We start from the raw sequence: 25,737 nt of genomic DNA on the forward strand, positions 1-25,737 counted from the left end.
CGCACATGTCGTTCCGGGAAACGGTGCGCGCCTGGCTCGCGGAGAACGTGCCGAAGACCGTCGAGAACGCGTCCGCCGAGGAGCGGATCGCGACCGCTAAGCGGTTCCAGGCCGCGCTGCACGACGCGGGGCTCGCGGGCCTGACGTGGCCCGCCGAGTACGGCGGGCAAGGCCGCACGGCCGCCGACCAGCAGGTGTTCGACGAGGAGGCCGCGGCCTACGACCTGCCGACCGACGTGTTCATGATCAGCATGGGCATGTGCGGCCCGACGATCGTCGACCTCGGCACCCACGAGCAGAAGGCCCGCTACGTCCGGCCGCTGCTGCGCGGCGAGGAGATCTGGTGCCAGCTGTTCTCCGAGCCGGGCGCGGGCTCCGACGTCGCGAGCCTGCAGACGCGGGCCGTGCGTGACGGCGAGAGCTGGGTCGTCAACGGGCAGAAGGTGTGGACGTCCGGCGCCCAGCACGCCGACTTCGGCGCGCTGCTCGCCCGCACCAACCCCGACGTGCCGAAGCACAAGGGCATCACGATGTTCATCGTGGACATGCACGCGCCGGGCGTGACCGTGCGGCCGCTGAAGGACATGACGGGCCAGGCACCGTTCAACGAGGTGTTCTTCGACAACGTGCGGCTGCCCGCCGACGCCGTGCTGGGCGAGGTGGACGCGGGCTGGTTCGCCGCGGTGACGATGCTCGGGCACGAGCGCGTGTCGATCGGCGGCTCGGTGCGCCGCCGCTACGACCCGCTCACCTATGCCAACCTCGCGGACCTGGCGCGGCGGCTCGGCCGCGCGCGGGATCCCGTGGTGCGCACGGAACTGGCCGGGCTCTACGCCGCCGAGCGGGCCCTGTCGCTGTTCAACACCCGCCTGCGGCAGGAGGCCGACGCGGGCTCCCCGCCCGGCGCGCGGGGTTCGGTCGCCAAGCTGGCCGGTGCGGAGCTGCTGTGGCGCGCCGTGCGCGTCGCCGGCCTGATCGCCGGCGTGCGGGCGGCGGCATGGGACGAGGGCGACCCCGCCGCCGAAGAGCTGGCCATCGCGATCAACGCCACCCCCGCGTCGAGCATCGCGGGCGGCACCAACCAGATCCAGCGCGGGATCATCGGCGAGCGCGTGCTCGGCCTGCCGAAGGAACCACAGGTCGACCGCGACGTGCCGTTCCGCGAGCTGCGCGTCGGCACACAGGCTTAGGAGGCGTTGGCATGGAACTGGTGCTCGACTCCGAGCAGCGGCAGCTGCGCGAGGCCGTGCGGGAGCTGCTCGCCGACCACTGCCCGCCCGCGCGCGTGCGCGAGATCATGGGGGGCGACGAGGGCTGGGACCGTGCACTGTGGTCCCGCCTGGCCGGGCTGGGCGTCGCGGGGCTGGTGATCCCGGAGGAACACGGCGGGTCGGGCGCGGGCCACGTGGAGCGGTGCGTGGTGCTGGAGGAACTGGGCAGGGCGCTCGCACCCGTGCCGTTCCTCGCCTCGGCCGTGCTCGCCGTGGACACCGTGCTGGCGCTGGGCGACGCGGAGCTGTCGGCGGAGCTGCTGCCGCAGCTCGCCACAGGGGAGCTGGTTGCCGCCGTGGCGGTTGCGGGCGACGAGGGCACGTGGGGCTCGGCCGCGCACAGCATCGCGGTGACGCGCCGCAACGGGGTCTTCGCGCTGGACGGGCACGCGTCCTTCGTGGTCTCCGGCGACGCCGCGCACCTCGTGCTCGTCTACGCGGGCACGCCCGACGGCCCGGGTTGGTTCGTGGTCTCCGGCGAGGCCGCCGGGCTGCGCACCACCCGCCTGCGCACCCTCGACCCCACGAGGGCACTCGCCCGTCTCGACTTCGCAGGCACTCCCGCGCGGGCCGTCGCCGCCGCCGACCCCGCCGCCGTGCTGGAGGCCGTGCGCGACCGCGCCGCCTTCGCGCTCGCCGCCGAGCAGCTCGGCGGGCTCGACCACGTGCTGGAGACCACTGTGGACTACGCAAAGGTACGCGTGCAGTTCGGCAGGCCCATCGGCTCCTACCAGGCCGTGAAGCACGCCTGCGCCGACCTGTACTCCACCGCGGAGCAGGCGCGCTCGGTGGTGCGCCACGCGGCGTGGACCGCCGACCACGATCCCGGCGCGCTACCCGTGGCCGCCGCGCTGGCACAGGTGGTGCTCGGCCCCGGCTACTTCGACTCCGCCGCGGCGGGCGTGCAGCTGCACGGCGGGGTCGGCTACACGTGGGAGCACGACGCGCACCTGTACTACAAGCGCGCCAAGACCAGCGAGCTGCTGCTCGGAGCGCCCGAGGAGCAGCGGGCACGCCTCGCCGACCGCCTCGCCCTCTGAGCCGGGAGCACCGACTTGACCTACCGAGAGATCGACTACGACGTCACCGACGGCATCGCGACCGTCACCCTGAATCGGCCCGACCGGCTCAACGCCTACACGATCACGATGGCGCGGGAGCTGATCGACGCCTTCGACCGCGTCGACGCCGACGACGGCGTGCGCGTGGTGCTCGTGACCGGTGCGGGCAGAGGCTTCTGCGCCGGAGCCGACCTCGGCCGCGGCGCTGACACGTTCAACGCGGGAAAGAAGGACCACGACGTCCGTGAGCTCCTCGGCGAGATCGGCGGCGCGCCCAGGGACTCCGGCGGCGCCGTGTCCCTGCGGATCGCCGCGAGCCGCAAACCCGTGATCGCCGCGGTCAACGGCCCCGCCGTGGGGGTCGGGGTGACCATGACGCTGCCGATGGACATCCGGATCGCCGCGCAGTCCGCGCGCTTCGGTTTCGTCTTCACCCGCCGTGGCATCGTGCCCGAGGCGGCGTCGACGTGGTTCCTGCCCCGGATCGTGGGCATCTCGCAGGCAATGGAGTGGGTGGCGACGGGCCGCGTGTTCGACGCGGAGGAGGCGAAGGCCGGTGGACTCGTCTCGCGCGTGGTCCCCGATGCCGACCTGCTGACCGAGGCGCGCGGGCTCGCCGCGGAGATCGCTGACAACACCTCCGCCGTGTCGGTCGCCGTGGCCAGGCAGCTGCTGTGGGGCATGCTGGGCTCCCCGACTCCGTGGGAGGCGCACCGCCACGACTCCCTCGCGCTGTACGAGCTCGGCGCCGCCGCGGACGCCGCCGAGGGCGTGACGGCGTTCCTCGAGAAGCGCAAGCCCGATTTCCCCCTGCGGGTCAGCGAGGATGTTCCGTCCACAGTGCCTCGCTGGCCCCTTCGGCCCGAGGAGTACTGACGCGCTCAGAAGGCCAGGTAACCGCCGTCGACGGTGATGCTGTCGGCGGTGTGGAACGCGCTCGCCGGGCTCGCCAGGTACACGGCGAGGGAGCTGAAGTCGCCGGGGCGGCCCCAGCGGCCGACCGGCATCCGCGGCAGTACCTTCCGCTGGAAACCCTCGGACCGCAGTGCGGGATCGGCCAGCGGCGTGCTGACCCACCCGGGCAGGATGCTGTTGGCCCTGATCCCGTGCCGGGCCAGCTCCACCGCGATGCCGTTGACCATCGAGATCAGCCCGCCCTTCGCCGCCGCGTAGGCGTGCCCGCGCGGCTGACCCTGCCTGGCCGCGACGCTCGACGTGGCGACGAGGCTGCCGCCCTCGCCCTGCGCGACGAGCACCCGCGCGGCGGCCCGAAGCGTGAGGAACGCGCCGTCGAGGTCGACCCGGGTCACGCGGCGGAACTCGCTCAGCTCCGTGTCGACGAGCCTCGCAGGCACCCCGGTGACGCCCGCGTTGACGAAGCACGAGTCCAGCCGTCCGAAGTGGCCGGTGACTCGCTCCATGGCCGCGTCGACCTGCTCCTCGTCGCCGACGTCGCAGGGCACCGCGAGCACCTCGCCACCGTGACGGCGCAGCCGCCCGGCCGCATCGGTGTTGCGCTCGGTGCTGGTGCCCCAGACACACACGCCCGCCCCGGCCGCGGCGAGCGCGTCCGCCATAGCGAGCCCGATGCCGGAGTTGCCACCGGTGACCACCGCGACGTGTCCGGTGAGGTCGAACGGGTTCACGCGTACCCCTCCTCGCCGGGGTCGGTGAACACGGGGGCCCGCTCCTCCAGGTTGGCCCGCACCGCCTCCACCTGGTTGGGACTGCCGATCAACGCGCCGATCTCGCGCTGCTCGGCGGTGAAGCCGTCGGCCAGCCCGGTCCGGCCCGCGAGGTCGAGCAGCCGCTTGGCTCCCCGGATCGCGTCCGGATTCTTCCCCGCGATCTCGGCCGCCAGCGCCAGCGCCGCCTTCCTCGGGTCGTCGGCGACCTTCGTCGCCAGCCCGATCCGCGCGGCCTCCTCGCCGTTCACGACCCGGCCGGTAAAGGTCAGCTCCTTGGCGACGTCGCGGCCCACCAGCTCCGGTAGCAGCTGCGAGCCCGTCATGTCGGGGACGAGTCCCCAGCGGATCTCCATCACCGACAGCCGCGCATCCGGTGCCACCACTCGGATATCGGCACCGAGGGCGATCTGCAGACCGCCGCCGAAGGCCACGCCGTGCACCGCGGCGATCACCGGCACCGGCAGCTCGGCCCACACGTACGCGGCGCGCTGTCCCGTCGCCCGAGCGGGTCCGGTGTACGGGTACTCCTCCTGGTGGTTCAGGCGAACCGGTTCGTTGTCGGCCATGGCCTGGAACGAGCTCATGTCCAGGCCTGCGCAGAACGCGCGGCCGTTGCCCGACAACACGACCGCGCGCACGCCGGTGTCGCGCCGCAGCCGTTGCCCCGTGGTGATGAGCGCCGATGCCATCGCGGGGTCGAGCGCGTTCAGCTTCGCCTCCCGGTCGAGTCGCACGTCGGCGACTCCGTCGGTGACGGTGCAGCTCACGCGCCGCTCATCCGGATCGGTCACGGTGCCCTCCCACTTGATCGGCAGAACCATGCTGTGCCACGGCTTTCGCTCGTAGTCTGGCCTCCGTCCGGTCGCGAGGGCAAGGCGTGTCAACTCACGAAAGGAGCGTGCATGGACTTCGAACTGCCCGCCGGCCTCCGGGATCGGCTGTCGGCATTGGACGAGTTCATCGAGACCGAGATCCGCCCGTTGCAGGAGCAGGACGACAACGAGCGGTTCTTCGACCACCGTAGGGAGTTCTCCCGCACCGACTTCGAGAACGGCGGCACGCCGCGTCCGGAATGGGAGGCGCTGCTGGGCGAGATGTCCGACCGCGCCGACCGCGCGGGCTGGCTGCGTTACGGACTTCCGGAAGAGGTGGGCGGCAGCGGTGGCTCGAACCTCGACATGGCGGTGATCCGCGAGCACCTCGCCGCGAAGGGGCTCGGCCTGCACAACGACCTGCAGAACGAGTCCTCCGTCGTCGGCAACTTCCCGTTCGTGCACATGTTCCTCGCGTTCGGCACCCCGGAGCAGCGCGAGGAGTTCGTCGAGGGCATGATCACGCGCACGCGGCGGGTCGCGTTCGGACTGACCGAACCGGACCACGGCAGCGACGCCACATGGCTGGAGACCACCGCCGTCTCCGACGGCGGTGACTGGGTCCTCAACGGACGGAAGCGGTTCAACTCCGGGCTGCACTCGGCGACCCACGACGTCATCTTCGCCCGCACGTCGGGCAAGGCCGGTGACGCGAGGGGGATCACCGCGTTCATCGTGCCGACCGACGCCGAGGGCTTCTCCGTCGACTTCCACTGGTGGACGTTCAACATGCCCACCGACCACGCCGAGGTGACCCTGCGCGACGTGCGCGTGCCCGGCTCGGCCGTGTTCGGCGAGGTCGGCGCCGGGCTCGCGCTCGCGCAGCACTTCGTGCACGAGAACCGCATCCGGCAGGCCGCGTCCGGGGTCGGCGTCGCGCAGTACTGCATCGACCGCAGCGTCGCCTATGCCCGCGAGCGCGTGGCGTTCGGCAGCCCGCTCGCCACCCGGCAGGCCATCCAGTGGCCGCTCGTCGAGCTGCACACCGAGGCCGAGCTGGTGCGCACGCTCGTCCGCAAGACCGCATGGGAGCTCGACCGCACCGACCACCTGTTGCTCAGCGACAAGGTGTCGATGTGCAACTACCGCGCCAACCGGCTCGCGTGCGACGCGGCCGACCGCGCCATGCAGGTGCACGGCGGCCTCGGATACACGCGGCACACCCCGTTCGAGCACCTCTACCGGCACCACCGCCGCTACCGCATCACCGAGGGCTCCGAGGAAATCCAGCTGCGCAAGGTCGCCGGGTACCTCTTCGGCTTCGCCGGCCCTCGGCAGCGTCGTCCACATGCGACCGGTGAGCGCTGATGGACGCGGAACGGCTCGGCGCGCGGCTCGGCGAGCTGTGGGCGACCCCGACCGAGATCGCCGGGCTGCGCAGGCTCAGCGGCGGCGCCAGCAAGCAGACGTGGGTGTTCGAGGCCCGGCCGCGCGGCGGCTCGCCGGTCCGGCTCGTGCTGCGCTGCGACCAGCCGGGCCAGGGGAGACCGGGCGAACCGGCGCTTGAGGCCGCGCTGCTGCGGGCCGCCACCGCGGCCGGGGTGCCGGTGCCCGCGCTCGTCGACCACTGCGCGGACGACGGTGCGCTCGGCGTGCCGTACGTGCTCACGGAGTTCCTCGACGGCGAGACCATCCCCAGGCGCCTGCTGCGCGAACCCCGTTACGCGGCGGCGAGAGCCGGGCTGGCGCGAGAACTGGGGCGCGTGCTCGCACGGCTGCACCGCGTTCCCGTGGCGGACGTGCCCGGGTTGCCGGCGTTCGACCCGCTCGACTGGCTCACCGCCCGCTACGACGCGACGGGCGAACCGCTGCCCGCCGTGGAGATCGCGCTGCGCTGGCTGCGCGAGAGCCGGCCCGCGTCCTTCGGCGACGCCGTGGTGCACGGGGACTTCCGCAACGGCAACCTGATCGTCGGCGACGACGGGCTCCGCGCCGTGCTCGACTGGGAGCTGGCGCATCGCGGCGATCCGCTCGAGGATCTCGGCTGGCTCTGCGTCAAGGCGTGGCGCTTCGGCACCGCGCCACCGGTTGGGGGGTTCGGGCGGCGGGAGGAGTTGTTCGACGGCTACGCCGAGGTGGCAGGGAGACGTCCCGACCCTGATGCCGTGCGCTGGTGGGAGGTCTACGGCACCGCGAAGTGGGCCGTGCTCTGCCGCGTGCAGGCCGAACGGCACCTGAGCGGCCAGACCCGGTCGGTCGAGCTCGCGGCCGTGGGCAGGCGGGCGTGCGAGCAGGAGCACGACCTGCTGCTCGCGCTGGGAGCCGGCCCCGGTGAGATCCCCGGAGAGGTCACGGCACCGCCGTCCGACCTGCACGGCAGGCCCACGGCGGGGGAGCTGGTCACCTCGGTCGCCGAGTTCCTGCGCTCAGACGTGGTTCCCGGCACCGAGGGCACGCTGAGCTTCCACGCCAGGGTCGCCGCCAACGTGCTGGGCATCGTGGCGCGGCAGCTGCGTCTCGGCGAGGAGCAGGAGCGGCGGCACGCTCGGCGGCTCGCCGCGCTCGGCGTGGGCAGCACGGCGGAGCTCGCGGCCGCCCTGCGGGCAGGGAAGCTCGACCCGGCCGATCCGTCGGTGCTCGCGGCCGTCCGCGCCGACGTCACCGACCGGCTGGCCGTCGCCGATCCGCGCTACTTCGAGCACCCGGCGTAACCAGGCCGGGGCGATGGCACGTTTGGACCGGAGCTGCGTGGCAAACCTTCTGCCAGAGGCGAGGAGGTTGCGATGCCTGGACGTGAGGAACTCCCGAGTACGGTACGCCGCTCTCCGGAGAAGGCACGGCGAACCTGGGTCAAGGCACACGACTCCGCGGTGGAGAGCTACGGCGAGGGCAGGCGCGCGCACCAGACCGCGTACGCCGCGCTCAAGCACTCCTATGAGAAGGTCGGCGACCGCTGGGAGCCCAAGCAGCACGAGGGGCCGTCCGACGCGCAGGCCGAGGGGGGCGCGGGTCAGCGGCCGAAGCCCACCGCCGGGGGTGTGGACACCTCCGCCAGCAAGGAGCACCTGTACCGCCGGGCCAAGGAACTCGGCATCAGCGGCCGCTCCAGGATGAGCAAGCCGGAGCTCGTGCGGGCCCTCGAGAAGGCCAGCGAGCGCGAGACCGCGAAGGCCCGCGACAAGGGCAGGTGAGCCCCCACAGTCCGCGGGCACGTGTCCGCCCCGCAAGGCCCCTCAGGTGTCTGTCCCCCAAGGCCACCTTTGTTGCGTTCAACGCAACAAAGGTGGCCTTGGGGGACTTTCGCGGGGCCGATTCGGCGGGCGCCTCAGCGGGCTTCGAGCTCGCGTAGCGTGCGGCGCACCGGGATCAGCATGCCGACCAGGCCCATCGCCGGGCCGATCGGCGAGTCCGCCGTCAGGTACCCGTCCAGCTCGTCCAGCCGCTCGCGGCTGTCCTCGAGCGACTTCGTCAGGTCCTCCTCGGACGCCTCGGGGTCGCCGCGCAGGCGGACGGTCCGGGCGACCGCGTCGAGCAGCTCGGCGAAGCGGCGCCGCTCGTCCTCGCCGGGATGTCGGCTCGGCAGCTCCTCGTCCGCCATCGCGCGCAGCGCGTCGGTCAGCTGGCGGACGTAGGGCGCGAGGGAACGCAGCGTCGCCAACGGGAACCGGTACTGGTCGTCCGGCACCTTCACCCGTGAGCTGTGGGTGCGGATGTTGAGCCTGCGGCTCTCCTGCCCCCACTGCACGGCCTGCTCCGCCTGCACGACGAACCGCTCGACGTGCTCGGCCTCGCTCACCCAGTCCTGCGCGCGGTCGGCGACCTCGTCGCGGCGCAGCCCTTCGGCGACACCGGTGAGCAGCTCGGCCAGCCGGTCGGCGAGGCGCTGGACGGCCTCCCGCGCCCCACCCGCGTAGACGGGCGGGAACAGCACGGCGTTGACGAACGTGCCCACCGCAACGCCGAGCGCGCTCTCCAGCAAGCGGTCCAGCAGCAGGGATGCGCTCGTCGACGTGCCGAACGTGATGATGACGAGCGCCGTGATGCCCACCCACGGGCCCGAGGAGCCGAGCCGGTGCCACTGCCCGATCAGCAGCCCGGCCAGCGTCGCGACGCCGATGCTCGCGATGGTGGACGGGATCAGCAGGTTCGTCAGCCCGGCGACCACGACCGCGCCCACGATGGCCGCGAGCTGCTGGGCCGCGTAGCGCACGGACCGGTAGACGGTCGCCTCGACGACGAACACCGCCGTGTACGGGGCGAGAAACGGCTGGGGCAGCGACAGCAGCTCGGCGGCGATGACCCACGAGATCACCGCCGCGATGGCGGCCTTGGCGCTCTGCGCGAAGGCCCCGCGCTCGGTGCCGTTGTACCGCGCGGCCCGGCCGAGCCAGGCGACCGGCGCGCTCAGGGACTGCCGGATACGCACCAGAACCTGCTACCCGGCCGCCGGATCGGCAAACCCGCGCCGGGGTCAGCCGCGTTTCGCCCTGCTGGGCGCCACCCTTGGCGGCTCGCCGGGCTGCTTCGGGTACACCGGGGGCCACGGGGCGTCCATCAGTCCCGACGCCAGGTCGCGGCGCGACCACTCCAGCAGCGGCTCCAGCGACTGCGGCCGCTCGCTCATCCCCGCCCACGGATCGCCTCGCTCGGCGACGCGGGCCGGCACGGTCGCGATCGTCAGCTCGGCGGGCTCGACCGCGGCCAGCTCGTCCCAGCCGATCGGCGTGGACACCTGCGCGCCCGCCCTCGGCCGCACGCACCAGGCTCCGAAGACCGTCTTGTGCGGGGCGTTCTGGTTGAAGTCGACGAACACGCGGGCGCCGCGTTCCTCCTTCCACCACTGCGCGGTGACGAGCGACGGGTGGCGCCGTTCCAGCTCGCGCGCGAGCGCGACCGCGGCGGCGCGCACCTCGTAGCTGTCCCAGCGCGGCTCCAGCGCCACGTAGATGTGCAGACCACGCGAGCCCGTGGTCTTCAGGTGCGGCTCGATGCCGAGCGCGCCGAGCAGTTCCCTCGTCAGCACCGCCGCCTCCCGCACCTGGTCGAACGTGACGCCGGGGGAGGGGTCCAGGTCGATGCGCAGCTCGTCGGTGACCTCGGGCCGATCGGCGTGGTAGGGCCAGACGTGGAACCCGAGGCAGCCCAGGTTCACCGCCCAGAGCACGTGAGCGAGGTCGGCGGCCACCAGCGCGTCGCTCGTGGTGCCGTTCGGCGTCGACACCACGGTGGTGCGCAGCCAGTCCGGCACCGACTTCGGAACCCGTTTCTGGAACCACGACTTCCCACCGGCTCCCTGCGGGTAGCGCTCCATCAGCAGTGGCCTGCCGCCGAGCGTGGCCAGCAGCGGTCCCGCCACGGCCTGGTAGTAGCGCACCAGGTCCAGTTTGGTCTCCCCGCGTTCGGCGAAGAACACCTTGTCCGGGCTGGACACCGTCACCTGGGTGCCGTCGACGTCGAGCGTCACCGCCTCGCTCACCGGGACGCCACCTCCTCGAACAGGGCCGCCAGCTCGGCGGGCGGCGCCTCCTCCAGCTGGGCGTAGGTGCACGACTCGGGCGTGCGGTCCGGCCGGAACCGCACGAGCCTGCCGCCGTGACGGAACCGGCCGGCCTGCAGGTGCTCGTAGCGCACCTCGGCGACCAGCTCGGTGCGCAGCGGCTCCCACGACAGGTCCTTGCCCGCGCTCCACCGGCTCAGCCCACCGGGCATGCGGCCGCCCGCCTCGGCGTGCGCGGCCGCCCACTCGCGCCACGGGTGGTTCGCGAGCGCGTTCTCCCGCAGCGGCTCCAGCTCGGTGACCAGCTCCCTCCGCCGCGCCACGGAGAACCCGCTCGCGACACCGACGTGGTGCAGGGTGCCCTCGTCGTCGAAAAGGCCGAGCAGCAGCGAGCCCACCCCCTGGCCGTCCTTGTGCCAGCGGAACCCGGCCACCACGCAGTCGGCCGTGCGCTCGTGCTTGACCTTCCACATCACGCGGCGGTCCTGCTCGTAGGGCACGTCGGTGGCCTTGGCCATCACACCGTCGAAGCCCGCGCCCTCGAAGCGAGTGAACCAGTCTCTCGCCACCTCGGGGTCGGCGGAGAGCGGCGTGAGGTGCACGCGGGACTGCGCGGTGTCGAGGATGTCCTCCAGCAGTCGCCGCCGTTCGGCGAACGGCTCGCCCGTGAGGTCGCGGTCACCGAGTGCGAGCAGGTCGAACGCGACGAAGCTCGCCGGCGTCTCGGCGGCGAGCTTGCGGACCCGCGACGCCGCGGGGTGCAGGCGCAGCTGCAGCGCGTCGAAGTCCAGCCCGGCCTCGGTGACGATCACGATCTCGCCGTCCACCACACAGCGGGGCGGCAGCGCCTCGGCGAGCAGCTCGGCCAGCTCGGGGAAGTACCGGGTCAGCGGCCGGTCGTTGCGCGAGCCCAGCTCCACCTCCGCGCCGTCGCGGAACACGATGCAGCGGAACCCGTCCCACTTCGGCTCGTAGACCAGCCCCGGTCCGGTCGGCAGCTCGCGCACGAGTGTCGCGAGCATCGGCTTGACCGGCGGCCGCACGGGAAGATCCACGACCCGATCCTATGACCTGCGGCGACCCCGGGCACGCGCTTTCGAGGGCAGACAACTGCAGTGAAGGCCACCTTCACTGCGTTGAACGCAGGCAAGGTGGCCTTCACTGCGGTCAGGCCGGGCAGGGGTCAGCTTGCCCAGGCGAGCAGCGGCCGGTGCTGCTCGGGATCGCGGAGCCGGGCGAGGGCGCGCTCCTCGAGCGTGCGCACGCGCTTGCGGGTCAGCCCCAGCCTGCGCGCGATGTCGGGCACCGTGTGCTGGTTGCCGTCCGTGAGGCCGTAGCGCAGCGACACGACCGTGGCCTCGGCGGGCTCCAGCGTCTCCAGCGCGGCGTTGAGGTCGGCGACCATCAGCTCGTGCTCCAGCGCGTCACCGACCTCGGGCACGGAGCCCGCGGTCACCAGGTCGCCGAGGTGCAGCTCGCCGTCCTCGTCGAGCGGCACGTCGAGGCTGACGGTCGACTGCCCGGCCTGGCGCAGGGCGACGACCTTCTCCACCGGCATCCCGGCGGCCTCGGCCAGCTCCTCCACGGTCGGGCTCTGCTGCCCACTCGCTTCGAGCGACCGTGCGAGGCGGTCGAGCTTGGCGACCTGCTCCGCGGTGTGCAGCGGCAACCGGATGGTGTTGCTGTGGAACGCGTTGCCCTTCTGGATCGCCTGCCGGATCCACCACATCGCGTAGGTGGAGAACTTGAACCCCTTGGCGTAGTCGAACTTCTCCACCGCGTGCAGCAGGCCGAGGTTGCCCTCCTGCACGGCGTCGAGCAGCGGCAGGTTGGTGTTGCGGCTCTTGCGCGCGGCGGTCACCACCAGGCGCAGGTTCGCGCGGATCATGTGGTCCTTGGCGAGCTCGCCGTCGTGCGCGACGGCCTCCAGGTCACGCCGGTCGGCGGGCAGGGCGCGGCCGCCTGCGTCGGCCTGCCTGATCAGCTCGGCGGCGTACACGCCGGCCTCGATGCGCTTGGCGAGCTCTACCTCCTCGGTCGCCGTCAGCAGGGGCGTCGCACCGATCTCGTCGAGGTAGACTCGAACCAGGTCGGTGTCGTCGCGGGTGCCGCGGCGGCGCGTCACAGTGGCGTTGGCCAATCGTTGTCACCTCTCTCCGCTGCTGACAACGCTTTTCAGGCCGAGGTAATTCCACGTCAGCCGATGCCGCGAAACGTCGTGCGGTAAGCGCTCGGTGACACTCCGAGGACGGCGTGCATGTGCTGGCGCAGCGACGCCGCGGTGCCGAACCCGGAGTCCTCCGCGACCCGGTCCACGGGCAGGTCGGTCTCCTCCAGCAGCTGCCGCGCTCGCGAGATCCTCTGCTGCGTGAGCCACTGTCCCGGCGAGAGGCCCACCTCCTCCCGGAAGCGCCGCGTGAACGTCCGCACACTCATCGACTCCTGCCCGGCCAGCTCACGCAGCGACAGCGGCCGGTGCAGCCGCCGCAGCGCCCACGCCCTCGCCGCCCCAGTGGAGGAGATGTGCGGTTCGGCGACGGGCCTGGGCACGTACTGTGCCTGCCCGCCGTCCCGGTGCGGCGGCACGACCGTGCGCCGGGCCACGTCGTTGGCGACCGCGGCGCCGTGGTCGCGGCGGATCAGATGCAGGCACAGGTCGATGCCGGACGCCTCGCCCGCCGACGTGAGGATGTCGCCGGCGTCGGTGTAGAGCACGTCCGGGTCCAGCTCCACCCGCGGGTACAGGCGGCGGAACTGCTCGGCCGACTGCCAGTGCGTGGTGGCCGTGCGCCCGTCGAGCAGGCCCGCCGCGGCCAGCACGAACGCGCCCGTGCAGATCGAGGCGATCCGCGTGCCCGGCCGGATCCGGGCGAGCGCCCCCGCCAGGGCGTCGCCGAGCCTGCCCTCGGTCTCCGTCTCGTCCGGCTCGTGGGTCGCCGGCACCACGACGGTGCCCGCCCCGTCCAGCGCCTCCGGCCCGTGGGCGACGTGGATGGGGAAGTCGGCGTCGGTGCGCACCAGGCCTCGTTCGAGTGCGCACGTGACCACCTCGTACAGCGGCTCGCCCGCCGGCGAGCGCGCTGTCCCGAACAGCTGGTGCACCAGGCCCAGCTCGAGCGGCATCACGCCGTGCCGGACGAACACGGCGACCCGGTGAAGCGTCATGGCCCGATTCTTGCACATATTGACCATCGGGCCACTCGTTGCGAGCACGGGCTCCGTCGACCATCGAAGGCATGCATGTTCTGTGGGTTGTGGCTCATCCGGACCAGCGCTCGCTCACCGTCGCGCTCAAGGACGAGGGCGTGCGCGGGCTCACCGGTCTCGGCCACGAGGTACTCGTCTCAGACCTGTACGCCATGAAATGGGACCCGGTGGTGGGCGCGGGAGACTTCGGCGACGACACCGGCGAGCGCCTGCTCGTCGGCGAGGCCGCCCAGCACGCCTACACCGCCGGCACGCTGAAGGCCGACATCGTCGCCGAGCAGGAGAAGCTGCGCTGGGCCGACGCGCTCGTGGTGCAGTTCCCGCTGTGGTGGATGGGCATGCCGGCGATCCTCAAGGGCTGGTTCGACCGGGTTTTCCTCAACGGCTTCGCCTTCGGCGTCAAGGACCCGGCCACCGGCCGGACCCTGCGCTACGGCGACGGCGGGCTACGCGGCAAGCGGGCGCTGCTCGTCACCACCATCGGCGCGCGGGCGGCGTCGTTCGGGCCGCGTGGCATCCACGGCGAGCTCAACGACGTGCTGTTCCCCATCCAGCACGGCATCTTCTGGTACACGGGCATGGACGTGTTGCCGCCGCTCGCGGTGTACGGCGCCGACCGCGCCACGCCCGCCGATTTCGCCGTCGCCGCCGAACGCCTGCGGGCCCGGCTCGCCGAGCTGCCCACGGCCGATCCGGTGCCGTTCCGCTACCAGGACGGCGGGGACTACGACGACGATCTCGTGCTGCGACCCCGCTTCGCTCCCGGCCGGGGCGGCATCGGGGTGCACTACGCCTGACCCCCGACCCGTCCGCCCGCAGTGAAGGCCACCTTCACTGCGTGGAATCGGGCACAGCGGCGCGCAGCGTCTCCGTCTGGGCGGTGGAGGGAGACGGGCGGGCGCAGGCAAGGTGGCCTTCACTGCAGCGGGCTCTGGCGAGTGCCGCTGGGTAGGCTGGGCGCATGGCTCGGCCGAACGACGAGGTCGAAGACCTGTTCCAGGAGTACGCCGACCTCCTCTCCATCACCGGCGGCGACGCGTTCAAGGTGCGCTCGTACGAGAAGGCCGCGCGCGCGATCGGCGGGCACCACGAGGACGTGTCCACGCTCGACGCGAAGGCGCTGCGGGCCATTCCCGGTGTCGGCAAGTCCATCGCCGACAAGGTCGCCGAGTACTTCGCCACCGGCAGCGTGCGGGCCGTGGAGGAGGCCAGGGCGAAGATCCCCGACGGCGTCCGCAGGCTCGTCGCCATCCCGACTCTTGGCCCGAAGAAGGCCGCCGCGCTCTACCACGACCTCGGCATCTCCTCGGTCGACGAACTCGTCGCCGCTATCCACGGCGAGCGGCTGCGCGGGCTCAAGGGGTTCGGCCCGCGCACGGAGGAGAACATCCTGCGCGGGGTGGAGCTGCTGCGGCAGTCGGGCGGACGGGTGCTGCTCGACGCCGCCCTCGCGGTCGCCGACGAGATCGTCGCCGTGCTCTCGGCCGTGCCGGGCTGCGAGCGGTGCGAGCACGCCGGGTCGCTGCGCCGGTTCCGGGAGACCATCGGCGACGTCGATGTGCTCGCCGCCGCCCATGACTCGGCTCCGCTGATGCGCGCGTTCCGCGAGCTGCCGCTGGTGGCCGAGGTGATCGTGGCGGGGGAGAAGAAGACCTCCATCCGCACCGCCGAGGGGCTCCAGGTCGACCTGCGCGTGGTGCCCCCCAGCGCGTGGGGCGCGGCACTGCAGTACTTCACCGGCTCGCAGGCCCACAACGTGCGCACCCGCGTGCTGGCCGTGCACGCCGGGCTCAAGCTCTCCGAGTACGGCCTGTTCGACGCCGCCTCCGGTGAGCTGATCGTGTCCGAGACCGAGGACGAGGTGTACGACCGCCTCGGCCTGCCGTGGATCCCGCCCACGCTGCGCGAGGACCGGGGCGAGATCGAGGCCGCCCAGCGCGGCGAGCTGCCGGAGCTGGTGACCGAGACGGATCTGCTCGGCGACCTGCACACCCACACCGACCTCACCGACGGTGTCGCCTCGCTGGAGGACATGGTGCGGGCGGCGGCCGCGCGCGGCTACGCCTACTACGCGATCACCGACCACGCGCCGGACATGGCCATGCAGCGCATGTCGGACGAGAAGATCCTCGCCCAGCGAGAGCGGGTGCGGAAGCTCGACGGCACGGTCGCGGGGATGCGCCTGCTGCACGGCACCGAGCTGAACATCGGTCCCGACGGCGAGGTGGACTGGCCGGAGTCGTTCCTGCGCGGCTTCGACCTCTGCGTCGCCTCGATCCACTCCCACTTCACGCAGGACCGCGCGACGATCACGCGGCGGCTGGTGCGGGCGGCCGAGAACCCGTGCGTGCACGTCATCGGCCACCCCACCACGCGCCTCATCGGCAGGCGAGGGCCCGTCGACGTCGACCTCGCCGAGGTGTTCCGGGCGTGTGCCCGCACCGGCACCGCGCTGGAGATCAATTCGGCGCCCGACCGGCTCGACCTTCGCGACGAGGACATTCTGCTCGCCAAGCGCTTCGGGGTGCGGTTCGCCATCAACAGCGACGCGCACGCGGTGCACCATCTCGGCTTCGTGCGCTACGGCGCCGGCACGGCGCAGCGCGGCTGGCTCACGAAGGACGACGTGATCAACACCTGGCCGCTGGAGCGGCTGCGGGAGTTCCTCGGCTCAGCGCAGGCGCAGCAGTAGTTCCTCCAGCGTGCGCCTCTCGGCCGGGCCGAGGTCCGCGAGGAGCTCGTCGTCAACACCGTGGGCCAGCTTCCGCGTCTCGGCGAGTGTGCGGGCGCCCTCCTCGGTGACCACGACGAGGCGGGTCCGCCGGTCCTCCGGATGCGGGTCCCGCCGCACGAGGCCCTTCCGCTGCAGGTCGTCGACGAGCGTGACCACCGCGCTCGGGTCGGCGCCGAGCACCAGCCCCAGCTCGCGCTGGGAGAGCCCACCGTGCTCGGCCGACGCGGACAGCACCGTGTAGTGCCTGCTGCGCAGGCCGTACGGCTCCAGCGCGCGGTTGAGGTTGCGAATCGCCCGACCGCCCGCACGCGCGAGCAGGTAGCCGACCCGGCCCGACGGAACGGGCGGAGGTTCCTGCGTCATCTCCTGCTCCCCGGTCAGTTGGCAAAGACAACCATTGACAAACATAACAGTTAATGAGTACACCTTTATATCAGGAAACCTGACATCAAGGAGGCGTCAACGATGGACCTGACCGGGAAGGTCGCGATCGTGACCGGCAGTGGTCGCGGGCTCGGTCTCGCCTACGCCAAGGAACTCGCCGCGGCGGGTGCGCGCGTCGTGGTCAACGACGTGGACGCCGCGACCGCCGAGGCCGCCGTCAAGGAGCTCACCGAGGCGGGCGGCACGGCCGTGGCCGAGGTCGCCGCCGTCGGCGGCACCGAGGCCGCCGAGGCGCTGGTCTCACGTGCGGTCTCCGAGTTCGGCAGGCTCGACATCCTCGTCACCAACGCGGGCGTGCTGCGGGACAAGGTGCTCTGGAAGATGTCGGACGACGACTTCGACACGGTGATCAACGTCCATCTGCGCGGCACCTTCACCTGCGCGCGAGCGGCGGTGCGACGCATGCGCGAACAGGGCGAGGGCGGGCGGCTCGTGCTCGTCGGCTCGCCCGCGGGTCAGCGCGGCAATTTCGGCCAGACCAACTACTCCGCCGCCAAGGCCGGCATCGCCGCGTTCGCCAGGACCTGGTCGATGGAGCTCGCGCGCGCCGGGATCACCGTCAACGCCGTCATCCCCGTCGCCGCCACCGCCATGACGGAGACCATCCCCGCGCTCAAGGGCTACGTCGACGCGATGCGCGCCGGGGAGCCGATGCCGCGCTTCGCCCGGCAGGCGCTCGCCTTCGGCAGCCCCGAGGACGCGGCTGGCCTCGTCGCGTTCCTCGCCTCGGACGCCGCGAAGGACGTCACCGGCCAGTGCATCGGTATCGGCGGCGACCGGCTCTCGTTGTGGTCACATCCGAAGCTTCTCGCCTCGGCCTACGCCGACGGCGGCTGGAGCGCCGACGCGATCGCGCTGGCGTGGCCCACCACGGTCGGCGCCGAACCGGAGAGCGTCGGCGAGAAACTGCCCGAACCGCCCTCACAGTGAGCAGAGTGAACACCATGGACCACACGAAGCTCGACGCCATCGACGTTCACGTGCACGTGGAGACCGACGTGCACGGGCACCTCTCCCTGCCGGACGACTTCCTGGAGGCCTCGGCCAAGTACTTCTCGGCCGACCACCGGGCGCCGACCCTGCCGGAGATCGCCACGCACTACCGCGAGCGCAACATCGGCGCCGTCGTCTTCACCGTCGACATCGAGGCCGCAACCGGCCACCCGCCGCTGTCGAACGAGGAGATCGCCCGTGCCGCGGCCGAGCACGCGGACGTGCTCATCCCGTTCGCGAGCGTAGACCCGGCGAAGGGCGCGGCGGGCGCGCGGCGATTCCGCGAGCTGGTGACGGGCCACGGGATGCGCGGCATCAAGTTCCACCCGAGTCTGCAGGACTTCGCGCCCAACGACGGCAGCGCCTACCCGCTGCTGGAGGTGGCGCAGGAACTCGGCGTGCCCGCGCTGTTCCACACTGGACAGACAGGCATCGGCGCCGGGATGCGCGGTGGGGGAGGGATCAAGCTCGGGCTGTCGAACCCGATGCTGCTCGACGAGGTGGCCGTGGCGTTTCCCGATCTGACGATCATCATGGCCCACCCCTCGTTTCCGTGGCAGGACGAGGCGCTGGCCGTCGCCACGCACAAACCGAACGTCTACATCGACCTGTCCGGCTGGTCGCCCAAGTACTTCCCGCCGCAGCTCGTGCGCTACGCCAACAGCCTGCTGCAGGACAAGGTGCTCTTCGGCTCCGACTACCCGCTCATCACGCCGGACCGGTGGCTGGCCGACTTCGGCAAGCTCGACATCAAACCGCACGTGCGGCCCAAGATTCTCAAGGACAACGCCGTGCGCGCGCTCGGCCTGGAGGAGGAACGACGACTGTGAAGACTCTGAAGGTCACGTTCGACGAGGTCGCCAAGCTGGCCGGAACCGAGCTCGGGGTCAGCGACTGGATCGAGGTCGGCCAGGACCGCATCGACACGTTCGCCGACGCGACCGGCGACCACCAGTGGATCCACGTGGACGCCGAGAAGGCCAAGGAGGGTCCGTTCGGCGGCACGATCGCGCACGGGTACCTCACGCTCTCGCTGATCATTCCACTGTGGACCGATCTGCTCGAGGTGGAGGGCGTGACCACGAAGGTCAACTACGGGCTCAACAAGGTCCGCTTCCCCTCGCCCGTTCGCGCGGGCTCGCGAGTGCGCCTGTCGGCGAAGCTCGCCGACGTGGAGGAGGTGGCGGGCAACGGCCTGCAGCTGACCGTCGACGTCGTGGTCGGGATCGAGAACGGCGACAAGCCCGCCTGCGTCGCCCAGCCGGTGTTCCGCTTCTACGCCTGACCACCCGCGAGTCCCCCGCTCCCGACCGCGAGTTCCCCGCTCCCGACCGCGAGTTCCCCGCTCCCGACCGCGAGTTCCCCGTTCAGGACCGCGAGTTCTGCGTTCCCGACACCCCCGGCTCGACGAGGAGTCACCTTGATCTACCGCAGTCCCCTTCCCGATGTGGAGATCCCCGGCGGCACGCTCACCGAGCTGGTGCTCGGCACGGCCGGGCGCCACGGCGACAAGCCCGCTCTCGTCGACGGCGTGACGGGGGAGACGCTCACCTACGCCGAGCTGGCCGAGGGCGCCGAGGCGGGCGCGGGCGGGCTCGCCGCCCTCGGCGTGGGCCCCGGCGACGTCGTCGGCCTGCTCAGCCACAACCAGCCGCGCTACGCGCTCGCGGTGCACGCCGCCCTCGGCGCGGGCGCGGCGGTGACGCCGATGAACCCCGTGCTCACGGCAGGCGAGATCGGCAAGCAGCTGCGGGCCTCGCGCGCGAAGGTGCTCGTCACGGCGGAGCCCGTCGCGGAAAAGGCCGCCGACGTCGCCCGCGAGCACGGCATCGAGCACGTCTACGTTCTCGGCGAGCACGAGCGTGCCCGCCCCTTCGCGGAGCTGCTCGCCGGGGGCAACGCCGCACCGCGGCTCGACCTCGACCCGGAAACGGCCGTGGCCGTGCTGCCGTTCTCCAGCGGCACCACGGGCGCCGCCAAGGGCGTGCGGCTGACCCACCGCAACCTCGTCGCCAACCTCGTGCAGACGCGGGCGGGCTGGCGGGTCGGGCCCGGCGACGTGCAGGCCGCCGTGCTGCCGTTCTTCCACATCTACGGCTTCACGATCATCCTGCACTCCGGGCTGCTCGGCGGCGCGACCGTGCTGACACTCCCGAGGTTCGAGCCGGACGCCTACCTCGCGGCGCTCGCCGAGCACCGCGTCACCCGCGCCTACTTCGCGCCTCCGATGGTGCTGGCGCTGGCGAACGCGCCGGACGTGGAGAACTACGACCTCTCCGCAATGCGGTACGCCTTCTGCGGCGCCGCCCCGCTCGACGTCGAGGTCACCGAGCGCGCCGAGCGACGACTCGGCTGCCGCATCCGCCAGGGCTACGGCATGACCGAGGCGAGCCCCGGCACCCACCAGGTGTACGACGACGCCTTCGCCACCACCCCGGCGGGCAGCGTCGGCAGGCTGTCTCCGAACACCGAGGCGCGGCTCGTGCAGCCGGGCACCGACACCGACGTCGCACCAGGCGAGGACGGCGAGCTGCTCGTGCGCGGGCCGCAGGTGATGCTCGGCTACCTCGACAACCCCGAGGCCACCGCGAGCACCATCACCGACGGCTGGCTGCACACCGGCGACATCGCCCGCGTCGACGACGACGGCGTGTTCTGGATCGTCGACCGGCTCAAGGAGCTGATCAAGTACAAGGGCTACCAGGTGGCCCCGGCGGAGCTGGAAGCCGTGCTGCTGAGCCATCCCGGCGTGCTCGACGCCGCCGTGGTGGGCGTGCCGCACGCGGAGGGCGGCGAGGCCCCGAAGGCGTTCGTCGTGGCGCGCCGGGGGGTGGAGGCCGACGACGTGCTCCGCTGGGTCGCCGAGCGGGTCGCCCCGTACAAGAAGGTGCGGGCGCTCGAGTTCGTGGACACCATCCCCAAGTCGCCGACGGGCAAGATCCTGCGCCGCGTGCTCAAGGAACGCGGCTGAGGAGTCTCACCACCGGATGGCGTGGATCTGCGGCCACTTCTCCACGACCGTGTCGTCGCCGGTGACCTCCAGCCCGCGCAGCGGCGCCCGGTTCCACAGCGAGAGGTACAGCAGCTCGGCCGGTCCGCGCACCGTGCTGTCGGCACTGTCCTCGGGCTCGGCACGGGTCACCACCGCGCGCTCGGTGCTGATCCGCGCCGTCCAGTGGTCGCCGGTGTCGGTGGCGTGGACGTGCAGCGTGCGCGGCGGGTCGAGGCGCAGCCGCCGCGAGCGCACGCCGAAGCAGGCGAGCAGCTCGTCGACGCCGTCGGCGGCCAGGCCCGGGTCCACCGGGGTCACCGCGCCCGCCGCCGACTCCACGTCCACGCGGTGGACCGTCGTCTCATGGGCCTGGCGGCGCGCCCAGTGGGCGAGCGGGGACGCGGCCTTGAGGAAGGTCCAGCACTGCAGATCCTCCGGTGCCGCGCGCAACGCGGCGACGAGCGCGGCGTGCCCGTCGCGGAACCACGGCACCAGCTCCTCGTCGCCGGGAAGCTCGTCGACGATGTCCTCGGCGTTGGCGAGCGGGAGCGGCTCGGTGCGGCCGGTCGCGACGAACGTGGTGGCCCAGCGGTGCACGCCGCCGGTGTGCCGCAGCACGTCCCGCACCCGCCAGCCGGGACAGGGCGGCACGTCGGCGTCGAGACCCGTGCGTTCCGCCGTGTCGGCGAGCCTGGTGCCCGCTTCGTCGAGCGCGCTGATCCACGAGGCCACGTCCATGATCGGCAGTATGGCACCGGGCACCGACTTTCCCGCTCAGCCGACGGAGCTCACCGTGCTGTCGCGATGCTGCTGCGGGCTGACGCCACGGACCCGCTTGAACGCCGTGCTGAGCGCGAAGGCGCTGCCGTAGCCCACCTTGCGGGCCACCGCGTCGACGGTCGTGTCCGGCTCGCGTAGCAGGTCGGCGGCCAGCGCAAGCCGCCAGCCCGTCAGGTACGCCATGGGCGACTCGCCCACGAGCTCGGTGAACCGCCGCGCCAGCACCGCCCGCGACACGCCCGTCTTCGCCGCCAGCGTGGCGACCGTCCACGGCAGCGCGGGGTTGTCGTGCAGCAGCCGGAGCGCGTGGCTGACCACCGGGTCGCTGTGCGCGTGGTACCAGGCACTTCCCGCCGCGTCCGCACGGGCGAGATGCGTCCGCAGCGCCGTGATGACGAGCAGGTCCAGCAGCCGGTCCAGCACCACGGTCTGCCCCGGCTCCTCCCGGCCGATCTCGGCCGCCAGCAACGGGACCAGCGGCGACTCCCACTCCGCGTGCGGCAGCACCAGGCGCTCCGGCAACGCGGCGAGCAGCCGCCGGCTGATCGCCCCCGGCAGCTCGTAGGCGCCGACGAGCAGCGTCGTGTCACCCCCGGTGCCCCACGTGCGCACCCCGAGCCGCAGCACCTCACACAGTTCCTCGCCGTCCGGCGTCGTGCAGCGCTGCCCGGGATGCACGATCACCGTCGGCTCGGTGGCCGGGTCGTCGGCGACCGTGTACGGCTCCGGCCCGCGCACCAGGGCGATGTCGTTCTCCCGCAGCCGCACCGCCTCGCCGTCGCCGGGCACGAGCCACGCCTCGCCCGTCGCCACCGCGACGAGCGTGAGCGGCGACCGGTCCCGCACGTGGATCGACCACGGCGGGTCGAGCAGTGCCCTCAGCACGAAGGCGCCGTGTGCCCTCGGCCCGTCGAGCAGGCGGCCCAGCGCGTCCATGGGATCGAGAGTAGCCGGGGGGCGTGGGTAGCGGCGGAAGTCGTGACCGGGCAGCGGCCGGAACACCTCGCGCCGATCACGCGTTGATTCCGGCAGGCGAGGGGAAAGGACTGGCACATGGCGAGGATCCGCGCGGTGGTGGCCGCGGGAGTGGGCACGTTCGTCGCGGTGGGAACGGCGCTGGCCGCCCGAGGGGTACTTCCGGCGCTCGGCGGCCGTCCGGTGGCGGAGTCGCTGCTGGACTCGCCGCAGTACCGCGACGGCGCGTTCCGCAACACCGCTCCGCCGCGCTGGCTGCCGCCCGGCAGCGGCAAGGCCGCGCTGCGCGAGTTCCTCTTCGGCGGGCGGCAGCGGCGCCCGGCAGGCACCGTGCCGCTGCTGGCCGCGGACGGCACCCCACCCCCGGAGGGGCTGCACCTCACGTGGTTCGGCCACGCCTCGACGCTCGTCGAGCTCGACGGAGTGCGGGTGCTGCTCGATCCGTTGTGGAGCGACCGCGCGTCACCGTCGCGGCTGCTCGGCCCGCGCCGTCTGCACCCGGCGCCGCACCGGCTCGAGGACCTGCCCCGGCTCGACGCCATCGTGATCTCTCATGACCATTACGACCACCTCGACATGCCCACGGTGCGCAGGCTCACGAGGTTGCAGGACGCGCCATTCGTCGTTCCGCTGGGCGTCGGGGCCCACCTGCGGCGCTGGCGGGTGCCCGAGTCCCGCATCGTCGAGCTCGACTGGGGAGGTGAGACCGAGGTGGCGGGCGTGCGGCTGGTCGCCACGCCTGCCCAGCACTTCTCCGGACGGGGCTTCAAGCGCAACAACACGCTGTGGGCCTCGTGGACGATCGCCGGGCCCCGGCACCGGGTCTTCTACAGCGGCGACACCGGTTACTTCCCCGGCTTCGCCGACATCGGGCGCGACCACGGCCCGTTCGACGCGACGCTCATCCAGATCGGCGCCTACGCACCCAGCTGGCCCGACATCCACATGCTCCCGGAGGAAGGGGTCGCGGCCCATGTCGACGTGCGCGGCGGGTTGCTCGTCCCGGTCCACTGGGGCACGTTCAACCTGGCCCCGCACGGCTGGACCGACCCGGTGGACCGGGCGTGGAAGGAAGCCAAGGCACGGGGAGTGACCATGGCGATCCCACGTCCCGGGGAGCGGATCGACGTCGCCGCCCAGCGAGGCGCCCAGCAGGTCGAGGCCTGGTGGCAGACGCTCACCTGACCACGTCCTGATCACGCGGGGTAACCGGGCAGGATGGCGACGCCGTCCCCGAAAGGCTGATCGATGATGCGTCGTGCCGCGTGTGCGGTACTGGGCGTGGCGCTCGTGGCAGGCGCCTGCAGCTCCCCGCCCGCCGAGCAGAAGCCCGTCCAGCCGTCACCGGAGGCGAGCGCGCCGCCGTCGACGAGTGCGCGGCCGGAGTCGTTCAGCGTCGTCGCCACCGGTGACGTGCTCATCCACCCGCCGCTCACCGACCAGGCCGCCGCCGAGGCGGGCGGGAAAGCCGACGACTTCGACTACGGACCGCTCTTCGAGGGCGTGCGACCGCTCGTGTCCGGCGCCGACCTCGCCCTGTGCCACCTGGAGGTGCCGCTCTCCCCGGACGGCGGCCCCTACAGCGGCTACCCACAGTTCAGCTCGCCGCCCGAGCTGGCGGGCGACCTCGCCGACGTCGGCTACGACGGCTGCTCCACGGCCTCCAACCACGTCCTCGACCAGGGCGAGGAGGGCGTCACGCACACGCTCGACGCGCTCGACGAGGCCGGGCTGCGGCACACGGGCTCCGCCCGCACCGAGCGGGAGGCCGCGACCCCGCTCGTCTACGACGTCGGGGGCGTCAAGGTCGGCCACGTCTCGTTCACGTTCGGCTTCAACGGCTTCGAGCTGCCCGACGGCAAGCCGTGGATGTCGAACCCGCTCGACGCCGAGGCCGTGACCGAGGCCGCGCGCGCCGCCCGCGAGGCCGGCGCCGAGGTGGTGCTCGCGAGCCTGCACTGGGGCGAGGAGTACGTCCACGATCCGACGCAGGAGCAGCGGGAGCTGGCCGAACAGCTGCTCACCGGCGGCTCCGTCGACCTGATCCTCGGCCACCACGCCCACGTCGTGCAGCCCATCGAGCGCATCGGCGACAAGTGGGTCGCCTACGGCCACGGCAACTCGGTGGCCCGGCACGAGGAACCGAAGGGCGTGTCCGAGGAGGGCATCGCGTCGCGGTTCGAGTTCACACGCGAGGACGGGACCTGGCGGGTCACCTCCGCCGAGTACGTCCCGACGCTCGTGGAGCTGGGCCCTCCGATCCGGCTCACCGACCTCACCGCCGCCGCGCCGGACGCCCGCCGCGCCGAGGCGCTGCGGCGCACCGACGAGATCGTGCTCAGCCGGGGCGCCGCCGGCGAGGGGCTGACCCGCCCGGGGCGCTGACCCGCTCCACCAGCAACTCCAGCAGCTGCTCGACGGCTGGTGAGGTGCTGCCCGCGCGCGTGGTCGCGTGCACCTCCCGCGCGAGCTGCGTCGGCCTGGCCACCTCGAGGAACGTCACGCCCTGCGTCGGCACCGCCGCCGGCTCCGGCACCAGCGCGACGCCGAAGTCCGCGGCCACGAGGGTCCGCATCGTGTCGAAGTTGTCGGTGCGGAAACCGACCTTCGGCTCGAACCCCGCCGCCCGGCACGTCAGCTCCACCACCGCCTGGAAACCGGCGACCGGACGGGGAGCTATCCACCGCGCGCCCGCGTAGTCACGCAGCCGCACCGGGCTCTCGTCGCCGGGGCGCAGGCTCGGCGGCACGGCGAGCAGCAGCCGTTCGCTGCGCAGCGGCGTCTGCCGCAGCCCGCGCAGGTCCGGCTTGGGCAGCTGGGCGTACTGGTGCGTCACGGCAAGGTCCACCTCGCCCGCGCGCACGGCCGGCACGGCCTCCTCGGGCTCCAGCTCCACGAACGTCAGCTCCACTCCGGGATGGCGCCGCTGGAACGCGCCCAGCGCCGGGACGGTGAAACCGGCCGCCGTGCCGAACACCGACACCCGCAACCTGCCGCCGCGCAGACCCGCCACGGACAGCAGCGCCTGCTCCGCACTGTCCAGTTCGGACAGAACCCGGTCGGCGTGCTCCGCCAACACCCGGCCGGCCTCGGTGAGCCGCACGCTGCGGGCGCCGCGTTCGAGCAGCCGCACGCCGGTCTGCCGCTCCAGTGCGGCGAGCTGCTGCGACGCCGCCGCGGCCGTGCGGCCGTCCCGCTGCGCCGCACCGGCGATGGAGCCGGTTCTCGCGACATCGCGCAGCAGCCGTAGCCGACGAGGATCGAGCACAACGAAAGCTTACGC

At 72.5% G+C, this 25,737-nt stretch carries 25 protein-coding genes; 14 read left to right on the forward strand and 11 right to left on the reverse strand.

Annotation, left to right across the window (positions count from 1 at the left end):
- The first annotated feature begins 5 nt into the window (after nt 1-5).
- Genes DI005_RS25965 through DI005_RS25975 form a run of 3 tightly spaced genes read left to right on the forward strand, consistent with a single transcriptional unit; the run spans nt 6 to nt 3,208 of the window.
- Nucleotides 6-1,190 (forward strand): acyl-CoA dehydrogenase family protein, encoded by a 1,185-nt coding sequence (locus DI005_RS25965; protein WP_113643920.1) that lies wholly within the window; start codon nt 6-8, stop codon nt 1,188-1,190.
- Nucleotides 1,191-1,201: 11 nt separating this feature from the next.
- Nucleotides 1,202-2,311: an acyl-CoA dehydrogenase family protein gene (locus tag DI005_RS25970; protein WP_113643921.1), complete on the forward strand. Its 1,110-nt coding sequence runs from the start codon at nt 1,202-1,204 to the stop codon at nt 2,309-2,311.
- Nucleotides 2,312-2,326: 15 nt separating this feature from the next.
- Nucleotides 2,327-3,208 (forward strand): crotonase/enoyl-CoA hydratase family protein, encoded by an 882-nt coding sequence (locus DI005_RS25975; RefSeq protein WP_113643922.1) that lies wholly within the window; start codon nt 2,327-2,329, stop codon nt 3,206-3,208.
- Nucleotides 3,209-3,213: 5 nt separating this feature from the next.
- On the opposite strand, the gene DI005_RS25980 is transcribed toward DI005_RS25975, so the two are convergent.
- Complete coding sequence (locus tag DI005_RS25980; RefSeq protein ID WP_233520318.1) at nt 3,214-3,978, reverse strand: SDR family NAD(P)-dependent oxidoreductase; 765 nt, start codon at nt 3,976-3,978, stop codon at nt 3,214-3,216.
- The gene (locus DI005_RS25985; RefSeq protein ID WP_233520319.1) at nt 3,975-4,811 is read right to left on the reverse strand and encodes a crotonase/enoyl-CoA hydratase family protein; all 837 of its coding nucleotides are present in this window, start codon (nt 4,809-4,811) and stop codon (nt 3,975-3,977) included. Before DI005_RS25985 ends, DI005_RS25980 begins: the two co-directional genes overlap by 4 nt.
- Nucleotides 4,812-4,922: 111 nt before the next feature.
- On the opposite strand from DI005_RS25985, the gene DI005_RS25990 reads away from it, so the two are divergent.
- The 3 genes from DI005_RS25990 (at nt 4,923) to DI005_RS26000 (ending at nt 8,023) form a co-directional block, all read left to right on the forward strand.
- Nucleotides 4,923-6,200: an acyl-CoA dehydrogenase family protein gene (locus DI005_RS25990; protein WP_113643924.1), complete on the forward strand. Its 1,278-nt coding sequence runs from the start codon at nt 4,923-4,925 to the stop codon at nt 6,198-6,200.
- Complete coding sequence (locus DI005_RS25995) at nt 6,200-7,543, forward strand: phosphotransferase family protein (protein WP_113643925.1); 1,344 nt, start codon at nt 6,200-6,202, stop codon at nt 7,541-7,543. The genes DI005_RS25990 and DI005_RS25995 overlap by 1 nt, the downstream gene beginning before the upstream one ends.
- A gap of 72 nt (nt 7,544-7,615) precedes the next feature.
- Nucleotides 7,616-8,023 carry a ChaB family protein gene (locus DI005_RS26000; protein WP_112267292.1) on the forward strand — a complete coding sequence of 136 codons (408 nt, stop codon included), beginning with the start codon at nt 7,616-7,618 and terminating at the stop codon, nt 8,021-8,023.
- Nucleotides 8,024-8,157: 134 nt separating this feature from the next.
- Here DI005_RS26000 and DI005_RS26005 read toward each other — a convergent pair whose 3' ends face one another.
- The 5 genes from DI005_RS26005 to DI005_RS26025 form a co-directional block, all read right to left on the reverse strand.
- The gene (locus tag DI005_RS26005; RefSeq protein ID WP_113643926.1) at nt 8,158-9,258 is read right to left on the reverse strand and encodes an aromatic acid exporter family protein; all 1,101 of its coding nucleotides are present in this window, start codon (nt 9,256-9,258) and stop codon (nt 8,158-8,160) included.
- 45 nt (nt 9,259-9,303) lie between these two features.
- Entirely contained in the window at nt 9,304-10,308 is a 1,005-nt protein-coding gene (gene ligD / locus DI005_RS26010) for a non-homologous end-joining DNA ligase (protein ID WP_113643927.1), read from the reverse strand.
- Nucleotides 10,305-11,384, reverse strand: coding sequence for an ATP-dependent DNA ligase (locus DI005_RS26015; protein WP_113643928.1), 1,080 nt, complete (start codon nt 11,382-11,384; stop codon nt 10,305-10,307). The genes ligD and DI005_RS26015 overlap by 4 nt, the downstream gene beginning before the upstream one ends.
- A gap of 128 nt (nt 11,385-11,512) precedes the next feature.
- A complete protein-coding gene (locus DI005_RS26020) occupies nt 11,513-12,469 on the reverse strand; it encodes a sigma-70 family RNA polymerase sigma factor (RefSeq protein WP_113643929.1) in 957 nt (318 codons plus the stop codon).
- A 56-nt stretch (nt 12,470-12,525) separates the two neighbouring features.
- A complete protein-coding gene (locus tag DI005_RS26025) occupies nt 12,526-13,521 on the reverse strand; it encodes a GlxA family transcriptional regulator (protein WP_113643930.1) in 996 nt (331 codons plus the stop codon).
- Nucleotides 13,522-13,565: 44 nt separating this feature from the next.
- Here DI005_RS26025 and DI005_RS26030 point away from each other — a divergent pair, with 44 nt between their 5' ends.
- Together DI005_RS26030 and polX are read left to right on the forward strand one after the other, a co-directional pair.
- Nucleotides 13,566-14,333: an NAD(P)H-dependent oxidoreductase gene (locus DI005_RS26030; RefSeq protein WP_112267280.1), complete on the forward strand. Its 768-nt coding sequence runs from the start codon at nt 13,566-13,568 to the stop codon at nt 14,331-14,333.
- A 164-nt stretch (nt 14,334-14,497) separates the two neighbouring features.
- On the forward strand, nt 14,498-16,228 hold the full coding sequence (polX, locus tag DI005_RS26035; RefSeq protein ID WP_112267279.1) for a DNA polymerase/3'-5' exonuclease PolX: 1,731 nt from the start codon (nt 14,498-14,500) through the stop codon (nt 16,226-16,228).
- Here the strand turns inward: polX and DI005_RS26040 are convergent.
- On the reverse strand, nt 16,208-16,633 hold the full coding sequence (locus DI005_RS26040) for a MarR family winged helix-turn-helix transcriptional regulator (protein WP_113643931.1): 426 nt from the start codon (nt 16,631-16,633) through the stop codon (nt 16,208-16,210). The genes polX and DI005_RS26040 overlap by 21 nt on opposite strands.
- A gap of 102 nt (nt 16,634-16,735) precedes the next feature.
- On the opposite strand from DI005_RS26040, the gene DI005_RS26045 reads away from it, so the two are divergent.
- From DI005_RS26045 to DI005_RS26060, 4 genes are all read left to right on the forward strand, one after another.
- Complete coding sequence (locus DI005_RS26045) at nt 16,736-17,644, forward strand: SDR family NAD(P)-dependent oxidoreductase (RefSeq protein WP_112267276.1); 909 nt, start codon at nt 16,736-16,738, stop codon at nt 17,642-17,644.
- 14 nt (nt 17,645-17,658) lie between these two features.
- Nucleotides 17,659-18,537: an amidohydrolase family protein gene (locus DI005_RS26050; protein WP_113644019.1), complete on the forward strand. Its 879-nt coding sequence runs from the start codon at nt 17,659-17,661 to the stop codon at nt 18,535-18,537.
- Nucleotides 18,534-18,992, forward strand: coding sequence for a MaoC family dehydratase (locus DI005_RS26055; protein ID WP_113643932.1), 459 nt, complete (start codon nt 18,534-18,536; stop codon nt 18,990-18,992). The genes DI005_RS26050 and DI005_RS26055 overlap by 4 nt, the downstream gene beginning before the upstream one ends.
- 135 nt (nt 18,993-19,127) lie before the next feature.
- Nucleotides 19,128-20,678: an AMP-binding protein gene (locus DI005_RS26060; protein ID WP_113643933.1), complete on the forward strand. Its 1,551-nt coding sequence runs from the start codon at nt 19,128-19,130 to the stop codon at nt 20,676-20,678.
- 6 nt (nt 20,679-20,684) lie between these two features.
- On the opposite strand, the gene DI005_RS26065 is transcribed toward DI005_RS26060, so the two are convergent.
- Complete coding sequence (locus DI005_RS26065) at nt 20,685-21,437, reverse strand: maleylpyruvate isomerase family mycothiol-dependent enzyme (RefSeq protein WP_113644020.1); 753 nt, start codon at nt 21,435-21,437, stop codon at nt 20,685-20,687.
- A 36-nt stretch (nt 21,438-21,473) separates the two neighbouring features.
- Nucleotides 21,474-22,415: an AraC family transcriptional regulator gene (locus tag DI005_RS26070; RefSeq protein WP_113643934.1), complete on the reverse strand. Its 942-nt coding sequence runs from the start codon at nt 22,413-22,415 to the stop codon at nt 21,474-21,476.
- A gap of 117 nt (nt 22,416-22,532) precedes the next feature.
- On the opposite strand from DI005_RS26070, the gene DI005_RS26075 reads away from it, so the two are divergent.
- Nucleotides 22,533-23,639 (forward strand): MBL fold metallo-hydrolase, encoded by a 1,107-nt coding sequence (locus DI005_RS26075; protein ID WP_113643935.1) that lies wholly within the window; start codon nt 22,533-22,535, stop codon nt 23,637-23,639.
- 63 nt (nt 23,640-23,702) lie between these two features.
- On the forward strand, nt 23,703-24,839 hold the full coding sequence (locus DI005_RS26080) for a CapA family protein (RefSeq protein ID WP_113643936.1): 1,137 nt from the start codon (nt 23,703-23,705) through the stop codon (nt 24,837-24,839).
- Here DI005_RS26080 and DI005_RS26085 read toward each other — a convergent pair.
- The gene (locus DI005_RS26085; protein ID WP_113643937.1) at nt 24,793-25,722 is read right to left on the reverse strand and encodes a LysR substrate-binding domain-containing protein; all 930 of its coding nucleotides are present in this window, start codon (nt 25,720-25,722) and stop codon (nt 24,793-24,795) included. The two genes, DI005_RS26080 and DI005_RS26085, sit on opposite strands and share 47 nt — an antisense overlap.
- Between the last annotated feature and the right edge of the window lie 15 nt (nt 25,723-25,737).

This window comes from Prauserella sp. PE36, assembly GCF_003311655.1.
In the GTDB taxonomy this organism is placed as follows: domain Bacteria; phylum Actinomycetota; class Actinomycetes; order Mycobacteriales; family Pseudonocardiaceae; genus Prauserella_A; species Prauserella_A endophytica.